The sequence below is a fragment of the Massilia antarctica genome, from assembly GCF_015689335.1.
GTDB classification, from domain to species: Bacteria; Pseudomonadota; Gammaproteobacteria; order Burkholderiales; family Burkholderiaceae_D; genus Telluria_A; species Telluria_A antarctica.
On the sequence record NZ_CP065053.1, the window covers coordinates 1,039,848 to 1,058,897 of the forward strand.

15 protein-coding genes are annotated in these 19,050 nt (G+C 59.2%); 6 read left to right on the forward strand and 9 right to left on the reverse strand.

Annotation, left to right across the window (positions count from 1 at the left end; all coding sequences use genetic code 11):
• Positions 1 to 115: 115 nt before the first annotated feature.
• Positions 116 to 2,332 carry an eCIS core domain-containing protein gene (locus IV454_RS04710; RefSeq protein ID WP_206090526.1) on the reverse strand — a complete coding sequence of 739 codons (2,217 nt, stop codon included), beginning with the start codon at positions 2,330 to 2,332 and terminating at the stop codon, positions 116 to 118.
• Between the two features lie 260 nt (positions 2,333 to 2,592).
• Between IV454_RS04710 and IV454_RS04715 the strand changes: the two genes are divergently transcribed.
• The 5 genes from IV454_RS04715 (at position 2,593) to gloA (ending at position 8,151) form a co-directional block, all read left to right on the forward strand.
• The gene (locus IV454_RS04715; RefSeq protein WP_229522065.1) at positions 2,593 to 2,901 is read left to right on the forward strand and encodes a hypothetical protein; all 309 of its coding nucleotides are present in this window, start codon (positions 2,593 to 2,595) and stop codon (positions 2,899 to 2,901) included.
• Positions 2,898 to 4,199 carry a PQQ-dependent sugar dehydrogenase gene (locus IV454_RS04720; protein ID WP_206090527.1) on the forward strand — a complete coding sequence of 434 codons (1,302 nt, stop codon included), beginning with the start codon at positions 2,898 to 2,900 and terminating at the stop codon, positions 4,197 to 4,199. Before IV454_RS04715 ends, IV454_RS04720 begins: the two co-directional genes overlap by 4 nt.
• A gap of 109 nt (positions 4,200 to 4,308) precedes the next feature.
• The gene (locus IV454_RS04725) at positions 4,309 to 4,737 is read left to right on the forward strand and encodes an OsmC family protein (protein ID WP_103170664.1); all 429 of its coding nucleotides are present in this window, start codon (positions 4,309 to 4,311) and stop codon (positions 4,735 to 4,737) included.
• Positions 4,738 to 4,962: 225 nt separating this feature from the next.
• Positions 4,963 to 7,671, forward strand: coding sequence for a TonB-dependent receptor plug domain-containing protein (locus IV454_RS04730; protein ID WP_206090528.1), 2,709 nt, complete (start codon positions 4,963 to 4,965; stop codon positions 7,669 to 7,671).
• A 66-nt stretch (positions 7,672 to 7,737) separates the two neighbouring features.
• Positions 7,738 to 8,151 (forward strand): lactoylglutathione lyase, encoded by a 414-nt coding sequence (gloA, locus tag IV454_RS04735; protein WP_206090529.1) that lies wholly within the window; start codon positions 7,738 to 7,740, stop codon positions 8,149 to 8,151.
• A gap of 68 nt (positions 8,152 to 8,219) precedes the next feature.
• Here gloA and IV454_RS04740 read toward each other — a convergent pair whose 3' ends face one another.
• Positions 8,220 to 9,365, reverse strand: coding sequence for a sensor histidine kinase (locus IV454_RS04740; RefSeq protein ID WP_206090530.1), 1,146 nt, complete (start codon positions 9,363 to 9,365; stop codon positions 8,220 to 8,222).
• Between the two features lie 213 nt (positions 9,366 to 9,578).
• Between IV454_RS04740 and IV454_RS04745 the strand changes: the two genes are divergently transcribed.
• Positions 9,579 to 10,037 carry a hypothetical protein gene (locus tag IV454_RS04745; RefSeq protein ID WP_206090531.1) on the forward strand — a complete coding sequence of 153 codons (459 nt, stop codon included), beginning with the start codon at positions 9,579 to 9,581 and terminating at the stop codon, positions 10,035 to 10,037.
• Positions 10,038 to 10,095: 58 nt separating this feature from the next.
• Here the strand turns inward: IV454_RS04745 and IV454_RS04750 are convergent, their stop codons facing one another.
• The 7 genes from IV454_RS04750 to IV454_RS04780 form a co-directional block, all read right to left on the reverse strand.
• The gene (locus IV454_RS04750; RefSeq protein ID WP_206090532.1) at positions 10,096 to 11,688 is read right to left on the reverse strand and encodes a DUF8224 domain-containing phage-derived protein; all 1,593 of its coding nucleotides are present in this window, start codon (positions 11,686 to 11,688) and stop codon (positions 10,096 to 10,098) included.
• 76 nt (positions 11,689 to 11,764) lie between these two features.
• A complete protein-coding gene (locus tag IV454_RS04755; RefSeq protein ID WP_206090533.1) occupies positions 11,765 to 13,123 on the reverse strand; it encodes a TolC family outer membrane protein in 1,359 nt (452 codons plus the stop codon).
• Positions 13,124 to 13,214: 91 nt separating this feature from the next.
• Entirely contained in the window at positions 13,215 to 13,538 is a 324-nt protein-coding gene (locus IV454_RS04760) for a rhodanese-like domain-containing protein (protein WP_206090534.1), read from the reverse strand.
• A 12-nt stretch (positions 13,539 to 13,550) separates the two neighbouring features.
• A complete protein-coding gene (locus IV454_RS04765; RefSeq protein ID WP_206090535.1) occupies positions 13,551 to 14,204 on the reverse strand; it encodes a protein-L-isoaspartate O-methyltransferase family protein in 654 nt (217 codons plus the stop codon).
• Positions 14,205 to 14,366: 162 nt separating this feature from the next.
• The gene (locus IV454_RS04770) at positions 14,367 to 15,029 is read right to left on the reverse strand and encodes a TetR/AcrR family transcriptional regulator (RefSeq protein ID WP_206090536.1); all 663 of its coding nucleotides are present in this window, start codon (positions 15,027 to 15,029) and stop codon (positions 14,367 to 14,369) included.
• Between the two features lie 334 nt (positions 15,030 to 15,363).
• Complete coding sequence (locus IV454_RS04775) at positions 15,364 to 17,202, reverse strand: UvrD-helicase domain-containing protein (protein WP_206090537.1); 1,839 nt, start codon at positions 17,200 to 17,202, stop codon at positions 15,364 to 15,366.
• 20 nt (positions 17,203 to 17,222) lie between these two features.
• Complete coding sequence (locus IV454_RS04780; protein WP_206090538.1) at positions 17,223 to 19,046, reverse strand: ATP-dependent nuclease; 1,824 nt, start codon at positions 19,044 to 19,046, stop codon at positions 17,223 to 17,225.
• Positions 19,047 to 19,050 lie beyond the last annotated feature (4 nt).

Below are 19,050 nucleotides of genomic sequence, written 5' to 3' on the forward strand. Positions count from 1 at the left end.
TAATGCCTGCTTCTGCTATACGGCGGCCGTTGGCGGCAGTACTGTATGCATCCACAGTGGCGCAGTATAAGTGCGACTGCCCGCGCGGGCAAGTCGCAATCCGCCGTGCCGGCGCTTATTGCGCAATCGTGCGCCGGCCGGTACGCATGTTCTCCGCCGGAATCTCGGATTCGATGATATAGGCTGGATACATCTGGATCGCGTCCGGCACAGTAAGGCTGGTATCCCGGTAGACAAGATCTTCCGCCGCAAGTTCACCATCCTCATTCAGGCTCAGGCGGAACTCCCGGTCCTGAACGGTGGAATGCAAGGGCGTATCATTGGCATAGGAAGTCGCAACAGTGTCGCTCGCTCGTCCCAAATGAGGCATATCTTGGCCTTGCGCCCGCATTTTATTCCCGGTCGCTTCTGGATAGTTAATGTTGTGCTGGGTCATTTCCAGATTCCCCCGCGTCCTGCGCGCCCTATCGCCCACCTGGTGCGTGCGTCCCGCAAACACGCGCGCGACCAGCACGTAATGCTTGTACGTGGCGGGCTCGCCGTTGACGCCGGCAATCTTTTCAGGCGGAGCGTACGCAAGGGCCTTGGCAAATTGATCGGTGAACGCGGTCCCATAGCCGGTTTTTCCATACCCTTTTATGAAGGTATAGTTGACGAACTCCGGATCGAATCCGCTTTTACTGATGTTGTAGACGTTGGCTTTTGAGGTGCCGTGAAAAAGATAGTATTCGCCGGCGCCGCCGGCTGTCATCCTGTCAATCAATGCGTCCTCGCCCTTGCCCCGGATCGTTTGCGACGCGCTCCAATTGGCTTGCGCTGCGCCGAACTGACGGTCTTGCTGTTGATGCACGGTGTTTTGCCGGTAAGCAGCCCATGTGGGCGCATTGCGGTTGATGAAAATATTCGTGACCTGCGCGCCGGTGATGGCGATCATCTCGGCATCGTTAAAATTCTTGCCGGCATACGATTCCAGCCAGGCCCGCCCGTTTCTTGCGCGTTCGCCACCCACCTTCGCGTCCCTCAGCTCATGATCCTTGGCCAGAGTGCCCGGCATGGCGGCGGCATTCATATCGAGAAACCTTTGGGCCTCGATAAAAAATGCACTGTTGTGCGCGGCGCGGTCCAGGCCGAGGTCGCCGTTGGGATCGATGATGCCGTAGGCATTGCCAGCAATATTGTCCAAATCGACCGCCGTCAGGCCAAGATCGGCCAGCGGCATTTGTTCTGTCAGCGGATTCCGCGTTTTTTCGGCCCAGGCCTTGATTGCCCTCGGTGCCGCATCGCGGCGGTTCGCGACCCGCGGCGGCAAGTGACCGCCCTGTGCGGCCTGTTGCAGATAGCCGAGCACTTGCAACGCAACCGAGCCGGCAGGAGCGGCAGCCTGCAAGACGGCGCTGCCGGCGGAATCGGTCTCGATATGTTCGTAGACCACCCAGCCCCGCCGCCACTGCGCGGGATTGCCATGAACGGTACCGGTAGCGTCGGCAACCGCTGCACAAAAGACATGGTCTTTCATGACAGTCCTCAGCCCCTTGTTGAAATTGTCTCGCAAGTTGCCCTGATAGACGATGACGCTCCCTGGTGCAAGGGTGGCGATCTCCCCGGTCTTATTGTTTCTTAGTGTGCTCGCGCCAACGATGCGTCCGAGATACAGGGTGTTCACCTGTTGCATGAACCCGTTCGCCAGGGCGGCCCGTTCCTCGTTGGTTCCCAATTGAATGACACCACCGGCCTGGAACCTGCCCTGCAGCGGCGCATGGCTGCGTTCCACCAAGGGAAGCGAACGGGCTTTTTCGCCCATCACGTCTGCCTCTTTCTCCAAGGCACGATCGGTATTGACCGGGCCTGCGCCCTTCATCTGCGAATTTGCTGGTACCCGTCCTTGCTTCTGCTGTACCACGTGCCATGCCTCATGGGGAAGATAGGCTTCCTGTCCCGGCGCCACATGGATTTCCGTGCCTTGGGCAAATGCATGCGCTTGCAGGGTTCCGGGGCGCTCCGAGTTGTAATGGACCTTGACATCGTCCATGGCGTAGCCGGACAGGTCTTCCATGCCTGATTGCAATTTCTCAGGCAGCCCGTTGCGGTTCCGTTTTGCCAGGATGGCCGGATGCTTTTCTTCATCCTTCATATGCCCACTCGGCTGGAAAGACCGCAATTGCCCGACCCGAGCGCTGTTATTGGCCAGATCCTGCAATGTTCGATGCACGCCCGCTTGAGCACGGTTATCCATAAACTGCAACGCCGGCGCGCTGGCGCCGGTTTGTTGAGTAGCGCCCCTGTTCATCGGCCGCATGTGATTTTCCGGCGTCTTGTCAGCGTGAATGGTCATATCGTGAATCCCTATTTCATCAATTGTTGAAATATTGCATTCATTAAAAATTGCCCAAAGTTAAGCCAATTTTCGTCCTTATGTCACGGCGGTCTCCAGTATGCGGCATCAGGCCGGCCGCATCAAAATTTCCCAGCTACGCAATCGCTCTTGCGTCCAGGCCTGCGCGAGGACGCGTGCGCGTGGCGCTCAATTGAACGGCCACCTTCCCCTCGAAGCGATACCATTTGCACAATGAGTCATCCACAGGGAGCTGCACCATGGTTACCGAAACACAAGACCGTAAAATCAACACCGACGCCAAGATCCATGACGACGACGTCAAGCGCCTGCCGCACGAGCGCGACGAGTCGCCCGACGGCCACGACAAGGAACCGCGCGGCGTCATGAAACAGGCGGCCGACGACCTGGCCCAGGGCCTGGTCGATACCGACATGCACGGCATGCGCGGCGTCGAAGAAGTCGCGCCCGCCGGCGGTTCGGGCCAGGCCCGGCCCAAGGCGGACGCCGGCAGTGGCATGCGCCATCACGAGCCGTCGAACCAGGCCAAGGGCAAGGACAAAGAATGAAACGCTCGCGTCTGATGGTGGCGCTCGGCCTGGCCGCTGCCGCGCTCGCTGCGCACGGGCAGACCATGCCGTCCGGCTTCGGCCCGAATCCGGCGCTGCCGGCGCCCTCGCGCTCGCTGCTGCCGACCATGAACATCGCCCCGGCCGATCCCTGGCCCAAGGGGACCAAACCGGCGGTGGCCCAGGGCTTGGCGGTGGCGGCCTACGCCAGCGGGTTGGAGCATCCACGCTGGCTGTACGTACTGCCCAATGGCGACGTGCTGGTGGCGGAAACCAACGCGCCGCCCAAGCCCGACGAAGGCTTCAGCCTGCGCGGCATGGTGATGAAGCATGAAATGAAAAAGGCCGGCGCGGCCGTGCCGTCCGCCAACCGGATTACCCTGCTGCGCGGGACCGGGCCGACTGGCGAGGCGGCCAGCCGCTCGGTGTTTCTCGACGGCCTGTTCTCGCCGTTCGGCATGGCGTTGGTGGGCAACGACCTGTATGTCGCCAATGCCGACGCGCTGCTGCGCTTTCCGTACCAGGAAGGGCAGACCCGGATCGCTGCGAAAGGTGTCAAGGTGCTGGACTTGCCGGCCGGGATCAATCATCACTGGACCAAGAACCTCGTGGCCAGTCCCGACGGCACCCGTTTGTATATCTCGGTCGGCTCGAACAGCAACGCCGGCGAAAACGGACTGGACAAGGAAGAAGGCCGCGCCGCGATCTGGGAATTCAACCCGGCCGATGGCAAGTCGCGCCTGTTCGCCACGGGCTTGCGCAATCCGGTCGGCATGGGCTTCCAGCCGGAAAGCGGGGCGCTATGGACCAGCGTGAACGAACGCGACGAGCTGGGCAACGACCTCGTGCCCGACTACATGACCTCGGTGAAGGATGGCGGCTTTTACGGCTGGCCGTACAGCTACTTCGGCCAGAATGTCGATGCGCGGGTGGAACCGCCGCGGCCCGACCTGGTGGCCAGGGCGCTCACACCAGATTACGCGCTGGGCGCGCATACGGCCTCGCTCGGCCTGGCGTTCTATAACGCCGACCTGATGCCCGCCTTTAAGAATGGCGCGCTGATCGGCCAGCACGGTTCGTGGAACCGCAAGCCGTTTGCCGGCTACAAGCTGATCTACGTGCCGTTCACCGACGGCAAGCCGAACGGTGCGCCCCAGGATGTGCTGACCGGCTTTCTTAGCCCCGAGGGACACGCTTTCGGGCGTCCGGTCGGGGTGGCGGTGGATCAGGGCGGCGGCATCCTGGTCGCCGACGATGTCGGCAATACGGTCTGGCGCATCACGCCCAGCGGCAAATAGCTGCACCGCAGCAGGGCTACAGCTTCATTGTGCGCTGGCGAACAGATGGACCGATGGTCGCGGCGCATGATGGCTTGATTGCATTTAAACAAATTTAAGGAGAAACACCATGATCAAACGTTCAGGAAGCGCTGTCTGGAGTGGCGGCATCAAGGATGGCAAAGGCAGCATTTCGACCCAGAGCGGCGTGCTCGACAATACACAATACGGTTTCAATACCCGTTTCGAAAACGGTCCGGGAACCAATCCGGAAGAATTGATCGGCGCGGCGCATGCCGGCTGCTTCACGATGGCCTTGTCGGGACAGTTGGGCGAAGCGGGCATGACGGCGCAAAAGCTGACGACCACCGCGACCGTGTCGCTGGACAAGACCGACGATGGCTTCACGATCTCGGCCGTGCATTTGAATCTGGTGGCGACCATTCCCGGCGCTAACCAGGAAGCCTTCGAAGCGGCGGTACTGCGCGCGAAAAACAATTGCCCGGTGTCGAAGCTGTTGAATGCGGCGATCACCCTCGACGCCCGCCTGGAAGAGTAAACACGGCTGTCATTCCCGCGCCAGGGCAACACCGGGCGCGGGAGTGACAGTCATGCGATGAACACGTCCGTCCTCCCCCTCGTCTTGCCTCTTCCCCCGTCGGTTCCCTGCGCTGCGCCTGCGCACCATCCTAGTGCGATTTCGCATATATAAACGTAAAAACAATCGTTCGCGAGGTGTTTGCTTGTTGGTATCATTAATTTTTGACTACCATAAAGCACCTCAATGACAATCACACATTTGAAATTGACGCCCTTGGCGGCAGCGGCGATCACCTTGCTGTGCGGCGCGGTGCAGCAGGCGCAGGCGCAGGCGCAAACCGCCAGCGCCGCGGAGGCGGCCCCCCCCACGTCATCGGTCGTCATCACCGGTTCGCGCATCGCGCGGGCAAGCGTCGAAGGGCCGTCCGCCGTGGTGGTCATCACCGGCGAGGAAATTACCAAACAAGGTTACAAGAACCTGTTCGACGCCCTCAACAACCAGGCTCAGAACAGCGGCTTCACCACGGGAGCCGATTTCGGCAATACCCACACCCCATCGGCTAACACCATCAGCCTGCGCGGCCTGGGCCCGAACCATACCCTGATCCTGCTCAACGGCCGCCGCCTGGCCGACTTCCCGACCGCGTATGAAGGCGAGGTCAACTTCACCAACCTGGCCAACATCCCGTCGAGCATCGTCGAACGGGTGGAAATCCTCAGCGGCGGCGCCTCCGCCGTGTACGGTTCCGACGCCATCGCCGGCGTGGTCAACATCATCCTCAAGAAAAAGGCCGACGGCATCGACGTCAACCTCAAGGGCGGCACCACCTCGCGCGGCGGCGGCGGCGACCGCCGCCTGCAGATCAGCGGCGGACGCAGCTTCGAGAAGCTCAACACCGTGTTCAGCCTGGAGGTGCTCGACCGCGAGCCGCTGTGGAGCAACCAGCGCGACTTCATGGCCGTACGCGAGGGCACGCCGACCAATGCCTTGTCGCGCAAGAACGTCAACACCGGCAACTACGTCGACCTGGGCGACGCCTGCAATGCGCTCGGCGACCTGTTCGGCGGCAGCGAATTCAAATACACGGCGAAAAAAGGCACTTACTGCGCCAGCAACAAGGTCAGCCCGACCTACTGGACCACCCAGACCAAGAACCGCAGCACCAATCTGTTCGGCAGCGCCAACTATGCGCTGTCGCCGTCGACCGAGCTGTTCGCCGAATTCCTGCTCGGCCAAAACAAGACCGCCAACAACACGCGCGGCCCGGCCTGGACCTCGGCCTCGACCGGCAACGGCTATTTCTTCAACAAGAACAGCGGCGTGTACGAAACCTGGACCAAATACATCTCGCCCGAGGAAATGGGCGGCGTGCAGCGCTACAACCGCACCTGGGACGACCAGGCCAGCTCGCTCTCCCTGGGCGCCAAGGGCGACATTCCGGGCACCAGCTGGCGCTATGAAGCCGGCTACAGCGCCTCGTTCTACAAGAGCGAAGGCCATGTGCAGCGCGCGCTGGCCAATATCGACAGCTTTTTCCTGGGGCCGAAACTGGGCACCGATACGGACGGCGTCGCCATTTACGCGCCGAATCAGGCGCGCCTGACCCAGCGCCTCACTCCCGAGCAATTCAACAGCATCACCGGCCAGGCCGACAGCGACGACAGCTCGCGCAACCAGACCCTGAGCCTGGTCGCGACCGGCGAACTGTTCACCTTGCCGGCCGGGCCGGTCAAGCTGGCGACCATCGCCGAAGCCGGCCACCAGCGCTTCGTCAACAAGCCGGACCAGCGCTACGGCGAAGGCGCGTTCAACATCGTATCGAGCAGCGATATCACGACAGGCTCGCGCCGCCGCTACGCCTTGGGCGTGGAAGCGAGCGTGCCGCTGCTCAAGGATTTGAACTCGACCCTGGCCGGCCGCTACGACCGCTACAATTTTGCCGGCCGCAACGAAGGCAAGCTGACCTACAACGCCGGCGTCGAATGGCGTCCGCTCAAGCCGCTGCTGGTGCGCGGCAACTACGCCACCAGCTTCCGCGCTCCCGACATGAATTACATCTTCAAGGCGCGCGGCACCGGTTATTACTCGTCGACCACCGACTATTACCGTTGCGCCCAGGCCGGCCAAAGCATCGATACCTGCGAATTCGCCAACGTTTCGCCGGGCAACGACTACATCCAGACCGGCAGCAAGGATTTGCGCTCGGAAAAAGGCAAATCCTACGGGCTGGGCGCGGTATGGTCGCCCAGCGCCGACTTCGACGTCTCGGTCGACTACTGGAACGTCAAGATCGACGACCTGGTCACCAATCTGAGCGCCGACGTCTTGCTGCGCAAGGAATCGGACTGCCGCATCGCCGGGGACTTGAGTTCGCCGACCTGCGTCGACGCCATCAACCGCATCGGGCGCTATGCGAAAACGGCGCTCAACAAGCCGGGCGAGATCCGCGAAATCCGGGTCAATCCGATCAACGCCGCTTACCAAGATGCCGACGGGATCGACCTGAGCGCGCGCTATGTGCTGCGCAGCGCCGACTGGGGCAAGTTCACACTCAAGGGCAATTACTCGAAGTCCTTCAGCAAGAACTCGCGCCAGTTCGCGGGCGACGTGCTCAAGGATGAGCTGGACGACCTCTCCAACCAGGATTGGCGCGACAAGCTCAATGCCAGCTTGAACTGGAACGTGGGCAACTGGTCGAACACCGTGTTCGCCCAGCGCTACGGCAAGGTGCCGAACGCCGCGCAGACGGCCTTCCTGTCGCCCACCCCCCTGGTCAACCTGTCGAGCGTGTACACGGTCAGCGAGCGCGCCACGGTATCGGTGGCGGTCAATAACGTCAACAACCGCATCAAGCGCGACACCACGGGCGGCTGGCCGAACTACCCGGTCGGCAACTACAGCCCGGTCGGACGCCAGATCTGGCTGGAGCTCAACTACCACTTCGGTTCCTGAGCGCGGCCGGCAGAGAATCGGTGGAGCGCTTAAAATCGTGGCTTGATTTGATTACCAAGGACTACGATGCGCATTTTGCACACCATGTTACGGGTCGGCGACCTGCAGCGCTCGATCGATTTCTATACCAGGGTGCTGGGCATGACCCTGCTGCGCACCAGCGAGAACGCCGAGTACAAGTACACCCTGGCGTTCGTCGGCTACGGCAGCAATCCGGAGCATGCGGAACTGGAACTGACCTATAACTGGGGCGTGGACAAGTACGAGCTGGGCAGCGCCTACGGCCACCTGGCCATTTCGGCCGACGACATCGTGGCCGCTTGCGATGCGGCGCGCGCGAATGGCGGCAACGTCACGCGCGAGCCGGGCCCGGTCAAGGGTGGCAGCACGGTGATTGCGTTCGTGACCGATCCGGACGGCTACAAGATCGAACTCATCGAGCGCAAGGATGGCGTGCGCGCGAACGGCTTGAACGAGTAAGGCGGCCGCGCGCCGCGCAGGTTCACGAAAAACGCCTCGCACGAGGCGTTTTTCACTGGCGCGCCGGCCTAGGCGGCAGGCGGCGTTGCGATCATGGGAATACGCACCGTGACCGTGGTGCCTTCCAGTTCGGTCGAGCTCACCCGGATGGTTCCGCCATGGGCCAGTACGATTTCATGCGTGATGTAGAGGCCGAGGCCCAGATTGCTGGTCTGGCTGGTGCTGCGTTCGCTGCTGCTCTTCATGGCAAAGCTCTTGCCGGGATCGAACATGGTCCTGAGCTTGCTCGCAGAGATGATCTCGCCTTCGTTCTGGACCACCATCACCACCTCCGGGCCCTGGCGGCTGAGAGTCACCCAGACCGGACTCGTCGCCGATCCGTGCTGTACCGCGTTCGCCATCAGGTTCGACAGGGCCTGGCTCATGCGGGCGCGGTCCCATGCAACGGTGATGCCATCCTCGATGTCGACCTTGAATTCCCGCTCCGGATGAAACAGCTTCATCTCCTGAACGACCGACCGGCTTTCTATCGATACATCGTAGTCGGCCAAGGTGACCGGAATGCCGCTTCCCAGGTGGCTGGTGGAATAATCGAGGAGATCGGAAACAATCTCCGTCACCCGTTGCGTGCTGCGCAAGACCTGCGCTGCCACCGACACGTGCCGCGCAGGCAAGGTGGTGTCTTGCAGGATCATCTGGGTTCCCATGCTGATCGCCCCCAGCGGATTGCGCACGTCGTGCCCCAGGATGGCCAGGAACACGTTCTGGGAATCGCGCAGCATGGCGGAAAACTGGGCCAGGGATTCGGTCAAGGATTGATCGATCGCCTCGTTAAAGCGCAGCATGTCCTGAAGATCGGATTCATCGGCTGTCTTGACCCGATTTTGCCAGAGCCTGAGCACGCTGGCGCGCAAGGCGCGAAATTCCGCCATCAATTCCTCGACCGTAAAACCGGCGTTCACCCGGTCGGCGGCATGGGCCTCGGCCGCCGTTTCGTCGGCCGAGTCGGGCCCGTTCCCCTTGGATTTTTCAATGCCCGCCTCGACGCTCTGGTAGGTATCGAGGTCAAGGCAAATCGCTCCGAGGATGGCTTTCGCGTGATCGCGCAGCTGCGCTTTGGTGGAAGACTTCAGCGGATGCAAGGTGCCGGCGAAATCCTCCCACTCCTGCAAGATCACTTCGATATGTTCACTGATGAATTTAGAAAGGCGCATGACATCCTGATAAGGCGAAAGAGAGCATTCTCGATTGACTGAACCGTTTTGGCTATCCGATCCACATCGACACAGTCTACGCTTGTTTCGATGCTGACCGTACTGCACCGCTCATACCGGCAAGCGGCGCGGCCGATGGCTCAGCCGCAATTAGCTCCCACCGCAGTACAGGAAGGGGTAACATGGCCGAAAGTGCAACGAAGGGGAGAGCCGATGAGTGCCGAGTTAGTGTTCGAAAGTAGACTGAGCTACCACGTGATGCGCCAGGAGGGAACCGTCGAGCTCGATCCTGTGATTACACTGCAGCTGGAGCTGACGGGCGGCCCCAAGATCTACGCCTCCGATTCCTTCATGATCAACCATGCCGCCTGGAGCATGACGATCCAACGCCACAAGCCGGGCATCCTCCTTCCCACCGAACCGCCCGGCTGGGTCAATTACACGGCGAGCGCAGGCAAATCGCAATGCGTGATCGACATCCATCAGTCGAGCGAGCGCTTTACCTCCTTGCTGGACATGTTCAAGGGCGGGCACGCATCCGAAATCACCGTCGTCGTCGAGGGCTTGGCCGACTCGGCGGACTACAGCAAAAAATGGGATACGGCGGCGCTGGAGAGGATGCCGGTCCAGTCCATCCGTTTCGAGTTTCCGCTGCCGCAGAGCGAGGCTTGAGGAGGCGCGCGCCGGGCGCACGCCGACCGGCGCAAGCGGCACGCCGGTCCGCAGCAGCTCAGTCCCAGCGGTCGAGCTGGTATTCGCTGGCCTGGCCGTTGGATGTCACGCGCACGCGCACCTGATACTGGTCGCCCTTGGCCAGTCCGAGACCTGCCACGTTATCGTCGCCGAACCCGGCCAGGCTATTGGCCTGGCTGTACGCTTCAATCGTCGACCTGAAGCCATGCAGCGCACCTTGAATAAATGATGGAAACAGCCCGGAGCCGGTGTCCTTGCCCAGGTCGCGCGCCCCCTTGAGCACGAAGATGAGGCGTTCACCGTGCTGGGGATACTGCCCTCCGGCCCATGCGCAGGGCAGCAAAGTAATGGCCGTGACTTCATAAAAACTGCCGCTCAGATTGAATTCGCTGGGCAAGGAACCGGACGGGTAGAGGTACCAGGCGACCGGATTGCGCCGCTCTTCCCGGTCCCATTGCAAAATTGGCCGGGCGTCGGCATGCACCGCCGTGGTAAAGGCCAGGAAGCTGCTTCGTCCGGCGGGCGCGGCCATTTCGATGGTGTCGGCGGACGGCAACACCGTGCGCCGGAATTTGTCGAGCGTCATGAGCGTCGCCGGTGGCGTCATCGAACTGGCCGGCGTACTTGCCTGTTTCGGCTTGACACTGGCGAAAATGCCGCCTGCCGCTGGCGCCTTGACCTGCGCGCGCGGCTGCCACAGCGTTTCCAGGATATCGGCCATGGTCGCGTAGCGGCGCTCAAGGGCGGTCGCGGCCCCGAGTTTCTCGAACGCTGCCTCGGCCGCCTTGATGGCGCCCGCCGTCGGCGCCACCTGCGGGCGCAGGTACTGGAGCGGATGCATCTTGGCGGCCCAGTTGGCCGCAGCCTGCTCGAAGCTCTTGCCGGCGACTATATCGTCGAGCAAGGTAGCGATCATGCTTGAGCGCGGATGGCAAAAACCCATCGGGGCTGCCGCCACCATGCGGTACACCAGGTTGTCCTTTTGCCGCTGGCCGCTGGCCGCATCGCGCGCGGCGTGCAGGTCGACTAGGAACTGGGCCTGGCCCAGTGCCGCTTCCGAGTTGGCCAGGCTGTCGCCCTTGAGCAGGCGCAGCGCCGTCGCACACACGGGCGCGCTGTACTCGCCCAGGGCGCGCCGCACCGAATCGAAGGCTTCTCGCCTGGCGCAGGCCATCTGGTGGGCGTCATGCAAGCCGTCGCCGGGAAATACCCTGGCCGGCGCGATGGCAAGGTGGTGCCAGCCGCCCTTGAGCGGCTGGCCGTAGGTGGCCTCCCCCGACAGGAACGGTTTGGTGATGCCGGCCTGGCTGACCATGCGCTGCAAGGCCGCGGCCACGCCCTGGTAATGGGCGGGCGCGCCGCTACTATCCCAGATGGCGGAAACGGGCACGCCATCGTCGCCCACCGTCGCCAGGCCGCCGAAACGCTCGATGAAGGCGCGGCAGCAGCCGCAGTGATGCATCTGGCGCTCGCCCTGGTCGGCCAGGGAATCGAGGTAAGCGTCGAACAGGCCGGCGGCGTCGGTCTCGAACACCGGACCGGTGAGCGCATTGAAGCGCTCGTTGATGCCCTGGACCAGGGCTGCGTAACTGTCGCCACCGCGCATGGCGGGTGATGCATCGGTATTCATGGTGTTCCTGTGACAAGGGCAGGCGCGGCCGGGAACAGATCCCGGCAGCGCCTGCCCTTCGGGGGTGGTGACTGGCTTACTTGACCAGCAAATCGTTGACCGGCACCAAGTCCGCTTCGCGCAGCGAACCGGCCGCCGATTTCAGGCGCAAGCCGTTCAGGATGGTGTCGTAACGCGCGCGCGACAGGTCGCGCCGGGTCGAATACAGCTGGCGCTGCGCATTGAGCACGTCGATATTGATGCGCACGCCCACCTGGTAGCCGAGCTTGTTCGATTCCAGCGCCGAGTTGCTCGACACTTCCGCCGCCTGCAGCGCCTTGACCTGCGCCAGCCCGCTGTTCACGCCCAAAAAGGCTTGGCGCGCCACGTTGGCGGCGTTGCGGCGGGTCGCTTCGAGGTCGTTGCGGGCCTTGTCTTCGAGCGCGATGGTTTCGCGCACGCGGCTGGTGACGGCAAAGCCGTTAAAGATCGGCACGTTGTACGCAATGCCGATACCCTTGTTCTCGGTCCTGCCCGACTGCTGGGTCTGGCCAGTCATGTTCTGGCGGCTGATGTTGGCGGTCAGGTCCAGGGTCGGGTAATGGCCGGCGCGGCTTTTCTGGATTTCGCGCTTGGACAGTTCGTAGCTCAGCTGGGCGCCGACGACGCCGTAGTTCTGGCTTTCGGCCGACGACACCCACGGATCGATCACGGCCGGCTCGGGCGACGCCAGCAGCACGCCCTGTTTCAGGGTGGCCAGGCCGGACGGCGCGGTGCCGATGATCGCTTGCAGCGCGCTGCGCTTGTTCTCCAGGTCGTTGATGGCGGCAAACTCCTGCGCCACCACCAGGTCGTAGGCGGCCTGAGCTTCGTGGGTATCGGTGATGGTCTGGGTACCGACTTCGAAGTTGCGCTTGGCCGAGGCGAGCTGCTCGGTGGTGGCGGTTTTCTGGGCGCGGCTCAGTTCCAGGGTGTCCTGCGCGGCCAGCACATCGAAGTAGGCTTGCGCCACGCGCGTGATCAGGTCTTGCTGGGCCTGGGCGAATTGGGCCTCGGCCTGGGCTTGCTGCAGCTTGCTCTGTTCGTAGCTTTGCCAGTTAGCCCAGCGAAACAGCGGCTGGGTCAGCGACAGGGTGTGGGTGGTGGTGCGCTCATTGGCGCCGCCGGTGGTGACCGGCACCCTGGAGCCATTGGGCAGGGTCACGGTCTGGCCGACATTCCACGGCGTCGAATCGCTATCGTTCTTGACGATGCTGCCGTTCAGGCCCACGGTGGGCAGAAGCAGCGAGCGGCCTTGCGGAACCCGCTCCATGCCGGCGGCCAGGGCCGCGCGCGCGCTGGCGAACGCGGCGTCATTGGCCAGCGCTTGCTGGTAGACCTGGATCAGGTCCGCCGCCTGTGCATTCAAGGAAAAAAATGCGCTGGCAATCAGCACGGCCATGAGGGGTTTCTGCATTGCATTCTCCATTGGAGTCATCAAAAAAGTTAAAAGAACTGCAGCCCGGTGGTGGCCGACACCGCCGCCGCGCGTTTGCCGCTACCAGGTATCAATACTTCGGCATGCTGCCGTCGACCTGCACCGCCCAGGCATGGATGCCGCCGGTCAGATTGGTGATATTGCGAAAACCGTTGCGCTCCAAAAAGGCCGCGACCTGCATGCTGCGCGCGCCGTGGTGGCAGATGCAGACGATCTCGGCCTCCTCGTCGAGTTCCTCGATGCGCGCCGGAATCGTGTTCATGGCAATCTGGGTCGATCCCTCGATCTTGCAGGTTTCAAACTCCCAGTTTTCTCGCACGTCCAGCAACAGCGGGCGGGGACGCGCAGGATCGGCCAGCCAGGCGGCCAACTCGGGGGCGGTGACGTGATGCATGCCGGCCCCGCTTTAAAAGGTGAAATGCGAGGTCTTGACCGACGTCGACAGCAGCTTGACGTTGGTTTCGAAGACCTTGACCGTGTCGTACGCGGTCTCGGACACGCGCGTTATCAGGTGCGCCGACATGACCGGCGCCTGGCCGACGATGGCGGCGATGCGCCCGCCGACCTTGACCTGCTTCATGAACGCTTCCGGCAAGGCTTCCAGCCCGCCCGAGATGACGATGACGTCGAACGGCGCGCCCTTGTCCCAGCCTTCGGCGCCATTGCCCAGTTCAACCGTGGCGTTGGTGATGCCAGCCTTGGCCAGGTTGGCCGCGGCCAGTTCCTTCAATTCCGGATTGATCTCGACGGTGGTGACGTGGCGCGCCTTGTGCGCCAGCAGGGCCGCCATGTAGCCCGATCCGGCGCCGATTTCCAGCACATTTTCGTGCTTCTTGACGGCTACCTCTTGCAAGATGCGCGCTTCGATCTTCGGCGTGAACATCGCTTCGGCGCCTGGCAGCGGGATTTCGGTATCGACAAAGGCCAGCGTTTTGTAGGCGGCGGGCACGAAATCCTCGCGCTTGACGACCACCAGCAGATCGAGCACGTCCTGGTCCAGCACGTTCCAGGGACGGATCTGCTGTTCAATCATGTTAAAACGGGCTTGTTCGATATTCATCTTGTGCTCGGTGAGGAAAAATAATAATCCGATATTTTATCGTTGAACGGCCTCAGAACACACATCTTAACGATCTGAGGCCCCGGATCGCGAGAAATTGCGACAGTCTGCAGTTTAGAGGGGATGAACGCCCCAAAACGCCGCTCTGGCGCTTTTGACAAGTCATGGGGCGGCCGCGGATAGCTCCGGCGCACGCGGCAGCAAGCCGGTGAGGGTCATGGTGAGGAAGGAATCGATGAAGGCCACCGGGTCGAGCTCGGCCATGTCGCAGGGGCCGATCGAGTGTTTCCACAGCATCAGCATGAGCATGGGGGCGATCAGGATCTGGGTAGTCAGGAAGACGTCGAGCGGGCGGAAGTCGCCGCATGCGACGGCGCGCTCCAACATGCCGCCGATCATTGTGCTGCCACGCTGGATGACTTCTTCGCGGTAGAAGACGGCAATATCGGGGAAGTTGTTCGCTTCGGCCATGACCAGCTTGATCATGCCCGAGGATTTGGTGGCGCCGGCGTTTTCCCACCAGGCCATCATGACGGCGCGCAGCAGGTCGGCGCTGTGGCCCTCGAAACTGGCGATCATGTCCTCGGCCGCGCCCAGGGCCGGCACGATGGTGTCGCGCACGACGGCCTTGAACAGTTCTTCCTTGTTGGTGAAATACAGGTACAGGGTGCCCTTGGACACGCCTGCGCGCTTGGCCACGTCTTCCAGCCGCGTGGACGCGAAACCGCGCTCGACGAACAGGTCGAGGGCGGCGGCGAGCAATTCCTGGGGTCGCGCGTCTTTACGGCGCTCCCAGCGCGGCTTCATCTCAAGGGGACATTGCATGGGGTCTATTCCGTAACTTACCTGCGAGTCATTAATATAGACCGATGGTTTCACCCCGTCAAGTTTGCGTGCATCGTCGGGCGACAGATGAGCTTGCACTAGCGACACATGAGATTGCACCGGCCGACGCATGAGTTTGCACTGGCGATTACACATTTTGTGTTCGCGCGGGGATGGCTCACAAGTTGACTGCGGAAGTTGGCATCGCTTTGCGTCGCAAACTGTGCGGATTGTTCGCAGGGAACATCGCTGGTCATCCTACATTTGCGTACTAGGCCGTAATTTTCCGTGCTAATTTGCGGTCTTGATCGAGAGAGTGCAGGAGCGAAGATTTCTATGCCACCTCAATTTGAGCTGCTGTGAATAGCTTTTTCTCCAGAAGCTCTAGTTTTGCAGCGGCAGCGTTCTGAGAATACATCACGATACGTAGATCTTTTTCTGCTCTCGAAAAGCAAACGTATGCGAGGTTATTACTCAGACGGCGCTGACGGTCGGTAGGTTCGCCTCCAGCAGATTTCGGTGTAAGTGTTTTTGCGAAGCTGTAGTTATTCCATGCGGACCCCACATCATCGATCACTACAAGGACGCTTTCATATTCTTCACCCTTGACACCATGTTGCGTGCTGAATTCCGTATTGTCGTCAATGAATTCGCAGTAAGTGGCAATTTCTTCCAAACCCATGTCAAATAATGCATCCGCAAGCCAGTCGCCCTTTTCCAACGCGTGCTTTTCTACATCGAAAGGTTCTTCGCGACGATTGCGATCAAGGCTTTCCACCAGGCGCTTTGAAGCTGGATAGAGGTCGTTTTTTCGAAAGTATCTGAGAATATCTTCAACGGTTTTCGCATCCCACATTTCATTCAAGTCGCTTATGATTGTGTCAACGCGTTTTCGCATTTCTATGAGCGGGCGGCTTGCATTTTTTCCTTTAGGGTCAAATGCCGGACTATTTTGACGAAGAATGTCTATCATTCCTCTGCCATCCTTAGCACGCGAAGCCTTTACAAGCGGATATAGGCAAACAATAAATGGTTTGAGAAGATAGTGCTCGCCATTCTCATAATCATCCTGTGCGCGTGTCGAAGCGTAGTCACCAGTAAATAAGTTATGCAGATCAGAGAAACCGAGCCGCCTTGCGATCATCTGCCTGACAAGGTACAGGTGCTTTATTTTCTCCTTGCCCTTCCACCCCCATTGCGCCATTGCATCGTCAAGTTTATAGGAAGCGCTTTCTATCTGCTCGGGCGTGTAACGTCCTCTAGGAGCTCCCGGCTTATCAGTCTGGATAAGCCTAAGGATGACGCTTCCTTCTATGTCTGCGTTTTTGCCAGCAGGGAATTGCTGGATATCTTTACGAAATGCATTGAGAAGGTTAATAACGTTAACAGAACACCTGAAATTCTCTTCCTTTGGGATTCGCATGGAATCCGCTGGACCCTTAAAGTCTCCGGCCCTCTTGTCATAAATCTGTTGCATCGGATCGCCAAAGTATCCAATAATTGGAAGACCAGGATTTTGACAAAGCATATTTAAAGCTTCAACTACGTTCTCCTGCGTATCCTGTGCCTCATCAACAAAAATATAGGGATATTTTTGTCCCATTATTTTTCGCAGTTGAGGACTTGCTGCAATCATATATGCGGCGACATCAATTACATCTTCGTGGCCAATTTCCCCCTGAAGATAATTGCTGAAATTGGAATCGTTATAGGTGAATGACGGGACGCTAGCTAATCCTAGCAAGTCCTGCGCAAGTTGTTCGGCTTTTGTTCGCGCAGTTAAAGCTTTCTTGCTCTTTCCCCCATCGTCATCCGCCCTCTGTTTTGCAATCCGGCCCGGTATTATTTTTTCTTGAAGTGCCTTGCGAATGCTTGGTGTGAAACGCTTTATCTCACTCCAAAGAAAGCCGTGCAATGTGCTTATGATGTAGAGATCATCCCAGCCGAGCCGCGACGAAATTACTGCAACAGCGCGCTTGGTATATGTGACGCACACGATTCGTTGAGCTTCGCGCCTAAGGTGTTTTCCGTGTTGATTTCTAATGTTGTCCAGCGCGGAGATGAGCGAGGTTGTCTTTCCCGAGCCTGCGCCAGCAATCACGTAGAAGCTCTGCTGCTCGTTGATGCACGCTTGAATTTGGTGATCAGCCTTTGTAGCTTTGAGTGTCTTCATTCTATGTCCTAGTCGCTCGTCTACAGAACTTCGGTGTTTGCGATTGGCGATAGTCTATTCTCAAGCCACTTTAGCCCTTCTACAATATAGATTGGGGTAGTCCATACAACTTGAGAGGATGCTATCGCCAGCGCGAATTCAGTTTTTTTAAAACTCTGGTCGCGGACCTCGCCATAAACTTTCTCTATGATCTCATCACGAGTCATAGTAGCTGTCAAACCCAAGCCGATGGAAATCTGTTCGTCGCCTTTGAAAATCGCCAAATTTTCATAAATGAACGTCTCTTCCAGGGTCCGACCATGCATCTCATCCACACCGACTTTGACTGGCTTTTGAAATGTAACAAAACACTGTCCAGATTGGACTAGTTGCTCCTCCGACTTAAGCGCTACGAGTTCGTCCCGAGTGCTCTTTGCCAACAGCGACTTTAATGCTGCATTTGACGTTCGTGCTCCAGCCTTGTCGGCCCGGCATGCTCGCCTCGCATCAGCAGCATCAACAGTATCGATGTCGGTGATAACGAGAAATGGAGTCCCAATGAAGCTGAGCAAACTAGCGAGCTTGTGGGCGTATGCTCCGCCAACCTCTAGAATCGTTACATATCGATTCGAGAGTAGCGTTGCGTTTTTTTCGATCATCTGAGGAAGCAACAATTTTTCGACTGTGCCCTCGACAAGAATGGTCGCATCGGCAAAGAACAGATCGCAGTGAGTTAATTTTAGGTACTTCTTCAGAAAGTCGATAGTCGCTTGCTGCTGCTGTTTCCTCAGCTCAGCAAGTAGTACCTCCTTCGCTTCCTTTACTAATTTTTCTTCTGCGGCAGTGAGCGCGCGAAGCGGCTCCGGAGAGGGCCTGAAGTCATGAAGGTTAAGAATCTTAGTTGCACTTGGGGTCGCCGAAACATTTCCGATATGAGACTTCATGGGCACGCGGCAGAAGTACCGAATTTTGTCAAATTCGACTGCATCAACAATATGAGAAGAGTGCGTCGAGATTGCCAGCTGAGGCGTAACTCCTCCCATACCCAGTGCCTTGGCTGTTTCGCGCAAAATTCTCGATATGTTTGCGATGAACACTTGCTGAACCTGCGCATGAAGGTGAACTTCTGGCTCTTCGATAAAAATGAGTTGGCACAGCTCTCGCCCACTCTCCGTAGATAGCCACTGAGCGTGGTAGTGGTTTAACTGTATCGCAATATAGATGAGGTTCTTAAAGCCCAGTCCGTTGTAAGCTTCAGGGAGCTCGTGCTTCAATACCTCGTCAACATAGAATAATTCCGTACTTCCCTGAAGTGCATCTTGTGCGCTCATCGATGAAACTAGGCGCAATACCCTATCATGCGCGGATGGAACTCCGAGACCAGAAATTACGGCAAGTAAAGGCTTAAAGTGCGTGTCGTAGTGCGCGGTGAGTCGGGAATTGTTTTCGTCGATGACTCTGTTTGCCGCTTCGTTCTCTGCCGGCTTCTCCAAATTACTACTGTAGTAAGCTGAAAATGCCGCAGACAGACGGTTGACCCGGCCGCTATCCTGATCATGAATACCCCTCTGGGCATCAATGAAGTCAACCCGTATCAGTGAGTTGAGCGTCCGCTTACCCTCTTTGGATTCAATCTCCGTTTCTTTTATTTCACTCCCTTCAATTGACAGCGCATAGTAACGAACTGAAAAATATCGAGAAAGTTTGGGCACCTGCTTCAAAAACTGCGACAGGCTCTTTTGACGTTTTCCTTCAGTAGCCGGAACCATCGTCGCGTATTCATCTCGCAGTAACTGACCGTCATGAATGCAATACTGAAGTCGGATGCCGATCTTATCAAAGTCAGTCGAAACATCGGGTAGCAACGAG

Excerpts from the sequence above, each read along its gene's own strand:
- IV454_RS04715 (WP_229522065.1), top strand. The coding sequence starts at position 2,593 with ATGGTTACCGAAACACAAGACCGTAAAATCAACACCGACGCCAAGATC.
- IV454_RS04745 (WP_206090531.1), top strand. The coding sequence starts at position 9,579 with ATGAGTGCCGAGTTAGTGTTCGAAAGTAGACTGAGCTACCACGTGATG.
- gloA (WP_206090529.1), top strand. The coding sequence starts at position 7,738 with ATGCGCATTTTGCACACCATGTTACGGGTCGGCGACCTGCAGCGCTCG.
- IV454_RS04730 (WP_206090528.1), top strand. The coding sequence starts at position 4,963 with ATGACAATCACACATTTGAAATTGACGCCCTTGGCGGCAGCGGCGATC.
- IV454_RS04710 (WP_206090526.1), bottom strand. The coding sequence starts at position 2,332 with ATGACCATTCACGCTGACAAGACGCCGGAAAATCACATGCGGCCGATG.
- IV454_RS04770 (WP_206090536.1), bottom strand. The coding sequence starts at position 15,029 with ATGCAATGTCCCCTTGAGATGAAGCCGCGCTGGGAGCGCCGTAAAGAC.
- IV454_RS04720 (WP_206090527.1), top strand. The coding sequence starts at position 2,898 with ATGAAACGCTCGCGTCTGATGGTGGCGCTCGGCCTGGCCGCTGCCGCG.
- IV454_RS04750 (WP_206090532.1), bottom strand. The coding sequence starts at position 11,688 with ATGAATACCGATGCATCACCCGCCATGCGCGGTGGCGACAGTTACGCA.
- IV454_RS04725 (WP_103170664.1), top strand. The coding sequence starts at position 4,309 with ATGATCAAACGTTCAGGAAGCGCTGTCTGGAGTGGCGGCATCAAGGAT.
- IV454_RS04760 (WP_206090534.1), bottom strand. The coding sequence starts at position 13,538 with ATGCATCACGTCACCGCCCCCGAGTTGGCCGCCTGGCTGGCCGATCCT.
- IV454_RS04740 (WP_206090530.1), bottom strand. The coding sequence starts at position 9,365 with ATGCGCCTTTCTAAATTCATCAGTGAACATATCGAAGTGATCTTGCAG.
- IV454_RS04765 (WP_206090535.1), bottom strand. The coding sequence starts at position 14,204 with ATGAATATCGAACAAGCCCGTTTTAACATGATTGAACAGCAGATCCGT.
- IV454_RS04755 (WP_206090533.1), bottom strand. The coding sequence starts at position 13,123 with ATGCAGAAACCCCTCATGGCCGTGCTGATTGCCAGCGCATTTTTTTCC.
- IV454_RS04775 (WP_206090537.1), bottom strand. The coding sequence starts at position 17,202 with ATGAAGACACTCAAAGCTACAAAGGCTGATCACCAAATTCAAGCGTGC.